Raw genomic sequence first — 5,090 nt, 5'->3', positions numbered from 1 at the left:
GTCCGGTGCGGAGGCCGCCGCCGCCCGGGCGGTGTCGGCGGGGCCGCCCGCCGGGGGTGCGGCGGCGCCGGCGCTGGTCTGCAGCGCCGTCAACGTCAGGACGGCGGCGGCCAGGACGGCACACGCCGCCCGGACAGGTCGTCTGAGCATGGGGGATCTCCTGCGGTCACGGTGTGGGGGTTGCCGCAAACCGTAGGAGCACCCGCCGATCGGCGGGAGATGCCGTTGGGGACCGACGGCCGGCGCTATACCCCGCCGCCGTCACCGGCGGGGTGCGAAGGCCGACTCCGTTGTACAGAAGACCTTTTCATGGACAGATTCGTCAACTCCGAAGCGCCGGAGCGCCGGAGCGCCTCGGCCGCCGGTCGGTCGCGAGGAGGGGCGGGCCGTCAGGGCGCGGTGAGGGCGAGGCGGATCCACCGCTCGGCCTCCGTGCCCGCGAGATCCACCGCGAAGGACTCGGGAGCGGCGGCGGCCTGCACGATCAGCCCTTTGAGCAGGCCGACCAGCGCCACCGCGTAGGCGTCCGGGTCCACGCCGGCCCGGACCTGCCCGTCGGCCGCGCCCTGGCGGACCACGCCGGCCACCCAGCCGCGCATCCGGGCGTCCAACCGTGCGACGGCGTCGGTGAGTTCGGACGATCCGGCGAGGGCCTCGGCGCCCAGGACGACGAACGCCCGCCCCAGGTCGGTCGGCCGTCGCACCCCGTCCAGGCAGGCCCGGGCGAACCGGCAGAGCTCCTCGACGGGGTCGGAGCCGCTGCGCTCGGGTGCCGCGGCCGCCATCGCCTCGGAGAGCGCCTCCTCCTGGAGCCGGGTCAGCAGTGCGGCCCTGGAGCCGAAGTAGTGGGTGGCGAGGCCGCGGCTGAAACCGGCCTCCTCGCCGACCCGGGCGAGGGTCACCCCGGCGCTGCCGTGTTCGGCGACCAGCCGGGCGGCGGCGGCGAGCAGTGCGGCCTCGGCCCGGGCGCGGCGCTCGGCCTGGGTCCGACGGGGCGGCTCGCCGGATCCGCCGGACGAGGGCCGGGAGGGGCGGGGCGGCCGGGCGGACGGGTCCGGGGCTTCGTGCGTAGGCATACCACCATGGTAGAGTGCAACTTGCTTGTCGAACAACAAGTAAGTGCGGAGCGGTGCGCCCACCGACCGCCGCCCCCTGTGGAAGGGAACCGGAATGACCGCCACGATGCTCGCCGGCCGGCTCGACGTCGCGAAGGGAGCCTTCGCCGTCCAGGAGGTGCCCGTGCCCTCGCCCGGCCCGGGCGAGGTCCTGATCAAGGTCGAGGCCGCCGGTGTCTGCCTGTCCGACGTCCACCTGATCCAGGGCATGCTCAAGCCGCTCTTCCTCCAGGGCGACACCGTCACCCTCGGTCACGAGGTCGCCGGTACCGTGCACACCCTCGGTGCGGGCGTCACCACCGCCGCGGTCGGCGACCGCGTGCTGCTCCAGGCCGGCGAGACCCGCGACGGCGTCGTCTACACCCGCGGCGTGGACTACGACGGCGGCTGGGCCGAGTTCGCGCTCGCCACCGCCACCACCCTGGTGCCCATCCCCGACGACCTGCCCTTCGAGCAGGCCTGCTTCGTCCCGGACGCGGTCTCCACCCCGTGGGCGGCCATCACGTCCACCGGTGCGGTCCGCCCGGCCGAGGCCGTCGGCGTCTGGGGCGTGGGCGGCCTCGGTGCCCACGGCGTCCAGCTGCTCCGCGCCGTCGGTGCCTACCCGATCGTGGCCGTCGACCCGCTGCCCGCGGCCCGCGAACGCGCACTGGCCTTCGGCGCGGACGCCGCCCTCGACCCCGCCGACCCCGCGTTCGCCGACCGCCTGCGTGCCGCCACCCGGGGCCGCCCGCTGGCCGCCGCGTTCGACTTCGCCGGCGTCGCGCCGGTGCGCGAGCAGGCGATGGCCTCGCTCGGGGAGCACGGCCGCCTGGTGTTGGTCGGTCTGACCGACAAGCCGCTGACCGTCACCAACGGCACCCTCGTCAGCTACCTGCGCCAGCAGATCCGCGGCCACTACGGCTCCGGACCGCAGGACGTCATCGACCTCGTCGACCTGGTGCGCGGCGGCCGGCTGGAGTTCTCCCGGTCCGTCAGCGGCACCTTCTCGCTGGCCGACGCCGCCCACGCGGTGGAGGCGCTGGAGCAGAAGAAGGGCGACCCGATCCGGCTGATCCTCAAGCCCTGACCTCCTGGCCCCGACCTCCTGCCCCGGCCCTGACCTCCAGCCCCGGGCCGGACCGGGCCGGCCGTGACCGGGGCCGGGCCGGTCCGCCCGCAGGGCTCGCACCGCCGGCGGCCTCCTCCGGCCCCGCCGCACGTTCGCGGGCCCTACCCGGGGAGGTTCGCCGAAGCGGTGTGCCGTCGGCCTGACCCGCGTAGGCTCTCGACCGATCCGCAGCGGACCGAAGGGGAGCGTGTCGCATGCTCGGCTGGTTCATCATCGTGTCGGCACCGGGCCCGCAGGCCGACGAGACCGTGGACGGCGCGGGCAGTCGCGTGGTCCTCGCCACATGGGAGACCGGGCTCTTCGGGGCGGACTGGATCATGGAGCTCGCCGCGAGCGGGAAGGCCGAGCAGCTGTCCTTCGACGGCTACCCCAACCGCTTCACCGTCCGCGCGGGCGAGGTACTGCCGCTGTTCGACGGCGACGCGATCCCCGGCGCCCGGCCCGACGTCCGGGTGTGGAGCCACGAGCTGCACCCCGACCTGATCGCCGCCTGCCCGGCCGACCGGACGCTGACCGTCGACGTCTGGGACCAGTCGTAGGCGCGCACGGCAGGCCACGCACGGCGGCCCGACCCGACCGGACCCGGCCCGGCCTGTCCCCGGGAGCACGGTCCCAAGCGGTGGCCCCTCCCGGAGCACGCTCCTGCCTCGGCTCTCCTTCCGGACGCGGACGAACCGCCCTGCTCCCGCATGGTCCTCTGGAAGGCGCCGGGAGCTCCCGGCGCCTTCCACCAGGGGAGTCGCTTCATGACCGAACACGCAACGCGCCGGACCGGGACGGGCCGTCGCCGAGCCGCGGTGGCCGCCGCACTGGCCGCGGCCGTGGTCGCCGGCCTGACGGCGGCCGGTGCGCCAGCCGCCCTCGCCTCCGAACCCGACCCGGCACCCGCCGCTGCCGGGCCCGACTCCGTCCGGCGGAGCCTCGACGCGCTGGTGCGCGACGACGGCCTGCCGGCCGCCCTGGCCGCTGTACGGGGCCGCGACGGCCGGACCCGCACCTACACCGCCGGCGTCGGGGACCTCGCGACCGGCGCCGCCGTGCCCGTCGGCGGGCAGGTCCGGATCGGCAGCAACACCAAGGCGTTCACCGCCGTCGCCGTGCTGCAGCTGGTCGCCGAGGGGAAGGTCCGCCTGGACGCCCCGGTCGACACCTACCTGCCGGGCCTGCTGCGCGGTGACGGGTTCGACGGACGGACCGTCACCGTCCGGCAGCTGCTCCAGCACACCAGCGGCCTGCCCGAGTACCTGGAGGACCCGGCGCTGGCCGACCTCACCGCGGTGCGGTACCGCTACTTCGAGCCCCGCGAACTGATCGACATGGCGCTGGCCCGCAAGGCCCGCTTCCCGGCGGGCACGAAGTGGGAGTACAACAACACCAACTACCTGGTGGCCGGCCTGATCGTCCAGAAGGTCGCCGGCCGGCCCGTCGGTGAGGAGATCACCCGGCGGGTGATCGACCGGATCGGGCTGCGCCACACCTACTTCCCCGCCCCAGGGGACCTCGCCATCCACGAGCGCCACCCCAAGGGCTACGTCCGGAGCGAACCGGGCGGGCCGCTGCGGGAGTTCACCGACATGGACTCGTCGGTGGCCTGGGCGGCGGGCGCGGTCGTCTCGACCGACACCGACCTCAACCGCTTCTACACGGCCCTGCTCGACGGGCGGCTGCTGCCGCCGGCGCAGCTCGCCGAGATGCGCACCACGGTGCCGGCCGAGGAGCTGGGCCCCGGCATCCGCTACGGGCTGGGCCTGCAGAGCAGGCCGCTCTCGTGCGGCGGCGTGTACTGGGGCCACGGCGGCACCACCCAGGCGTTCCGGTCGCGGGGCGGCGTCACCGAGGACGGGCGCGCCGTCAACATCACCGTGACCGCCGTCCCGGACAACGAGGCGACGGTGCGGCACATGGCGGACGCCGTGGACGCGGCCTTCTGCCGCTGACCCCCGGCGGGGTGGGGGCGGGCCGGTCACCGGCCCGCCCCCGGTTCAGCCCGCCGGCCGGGCCTCGACCAGGCCGGACTCGTAGGCCGCGATCACCGCCTGGGCGCGGTCGCGGACGCTGAGCTTGCCGAAGATGCTGGTGATGTAGTTCTTGACCGTGGAGACGCTGATCTCCATCGCCCCCGCGATCTCCGTGTTGTCGAGCCCGGTGGCCAGCAGGCGCCACACCTCGACCTCGCGCGGCGTCAGCTCGCCCAGGCCGGTGGCCGGTGCCGCCGGCTGCGGCGGCCGGGCCGAGGTGACGTAGGAGGAGATCAGACGGGTGAGCAGGCGTGGGGCCACCGCCGCCTCGCCCGTGTGGACGGTACGGACCGCCGAGAGCAGTTCCTCCGGGGAGATGTCCTTGGGCAGGAACCCGCAGGCCCCCGCGCGCAGGGCGGCGACCACGTACTCGTCCATGTCGAAGGTGCTCAGCGCGAGCACCCGGCACTCGGGCAGCTCGCGGGACAGCCGCTCGGTCGCCGCGACGCCGTCGAGGACCGGCATCCGGATGTCCATCACCACGACGTGCGGCCGGTGCCGGTGCGCGAGGGCGACCGCCTGCTCGCCGTTCTCCGCCTCGGCGACCACGTCGAACCCCGGGTCGGGGGACAGGATCAGGGCCAGTCCGCGACGTACCAGTGGCTGGTCGTCCGCGATCAGCACCTTGATCGGCTCCGGTGGTGCCGTCATCCGAGCAGTTCCTCTCCCTCGACCGGCGCGTCCGGTCCGCCCCGCCCTGCGGCGGGGACGTGACACGTTCCCGCATTCCGGTCAGACCGTACCCGCTCCGGTCCGGGCCCCGTGACCACGGGTACCGGTGAGGTGTCGTCAGGGTGCCGGTCCCGGTCTCCCGCCCCCTCCCCGACCGGGACCACGGTCCCGGTC

Annotated in this window: 5 protein-coding genes; 3 read left to right on the top strand and 2 right to left on the bottom strand. The window is 75.1% G+C overall.

Annotated features, from left to right (window positions below; genetic code table 11):
* Positions 1-389: 389 nt before the first annotated feature.
* Complete coding sequence (locus tag ACFWOG_RS39430) at positions 390-1,076, bottom strand: TetR/AcrR family transcriptional regulator (RefSeq protein ID WP_329951208.1); 687 nt, start codon at positions 1,074-1,076, stop codon at positions 390-392.
* Positions 1,077-1,170: 94 nt separating this feature from the next.
* Between ACFWOG_RS39430 and ACFWOG_RS39425 the strand changes: the two genes are divergently transcribed.
* The 3 genes from ACFWOG_RS39425 (at position 1,171) to ACFWOG_RS39415 (ending at position 4,163) form a co-directional block, all read left to right on the top strand.
* Positions 1,171-2,184, top strand: coding sequence for a zinc-binding dehydrogenase (locus ACFWOG_RS39425; RefSeq protein ID WP_329881350.1), 1,014 nt, complete (start codon positions 1,171-1,173; stop codon positions 2,182-2,184).
* Positions 2,185-2,420: 236 nt separating this feature from the next.
* Positions 2,421-2,765, top strand: a complete 345-nt coding sequence (locus ACFWOG_RS39420; RefSeq protein ID WP_329951209.1) for a hypothetical protein — start codon at positions 2,421-2,423, stop codon at positions 2,763-2,765.
* A 207-nt stretch (positions 2,766-2,972) separates the two neighbouring features.
* The gene (locus ACFWOG_RS39415) at positions 2,973-4,163 is read left to right on the top strand and encodes a serine hydrolase domain-containing protein (protein ID WP_380364436.1); all 1,191 of its coding nucleotides are present in this window, start codon (positions 2,973-2,975) and stop codon (positions 4,161-4,163) included.
* 45 nt (positions 4,164-4,208) lie between these two features.
* Here ACFWOG_RS39415 and ACFWOG_RS39410 read toward each other — a convergent pair whose 3' ends face one another.
* Positions 4,209-4,895, bottom strand: a complete 687-nt coding sequence (locus tag ACFWOG_RS39410; RefSeq protein WP_329881347.1) for a response regulator transcription factor — start codon at positions 4,893-4,895, stop codon at positions 4,209-4,211.
* Between the last annotated feature and the right edge of the window lie 195 nt (positions 4,896-5,090).

The organism is Kitasatospora sp. NPDC058406, from assembly GCF_042722765.1.
In the GTDB taxonomy this organism is placed as follows: Bacteria; Actinomycetota; Actinomycetes; order Streptomycetales; family Streptomycetaceae; genus Kitasatospora.
The sequence above is the reverse complement of the archived record's forward strand: the minus strand, read 5'-3'. Positions and strand labels throughout refer to the sequence as shown.

Bases quoted from the DNA above. Each gene is read 5' to 3' on its own strand.
- ACFWOG_RS39420 (WP_329951209.1), top strand. From the start codon at position 2,421: ATGCTCGGCTGGTTCATCATCGTGTCGGCACCGGGCCCGCAGGCCGAC.
- ACFWOG_RS39415 (WP_380364436.1), top strand. From the start codon at position 2,973: ATGACCGAACACGCAACGCGCCGGACCGGGACGGGCCGTCGCCGAGCC.
- ACFWOG_RS39425 (WP_329881350.1), top strand. From the start codon at position 1,171: ATGACCGCCACGATGCTCGCCGGCCGGCTCGACGTCGCGAAGGGAGCC.
- ACFWOG_RS39430 (WP_329951208.1), bottom strand. From the start codon at position 1,076: ATGCCTACGCACGAAGCCCCGGACCCGTCCGCCCGGCCGCCCCGCCCC.
- ACFWOG_RS39410 (WP_329881347.1), bottom strand. From the start codon at position 4,895: ATGACGGCACCACCGGAGCCGATCAAGGTGCTGATCGCGGACGACCAG.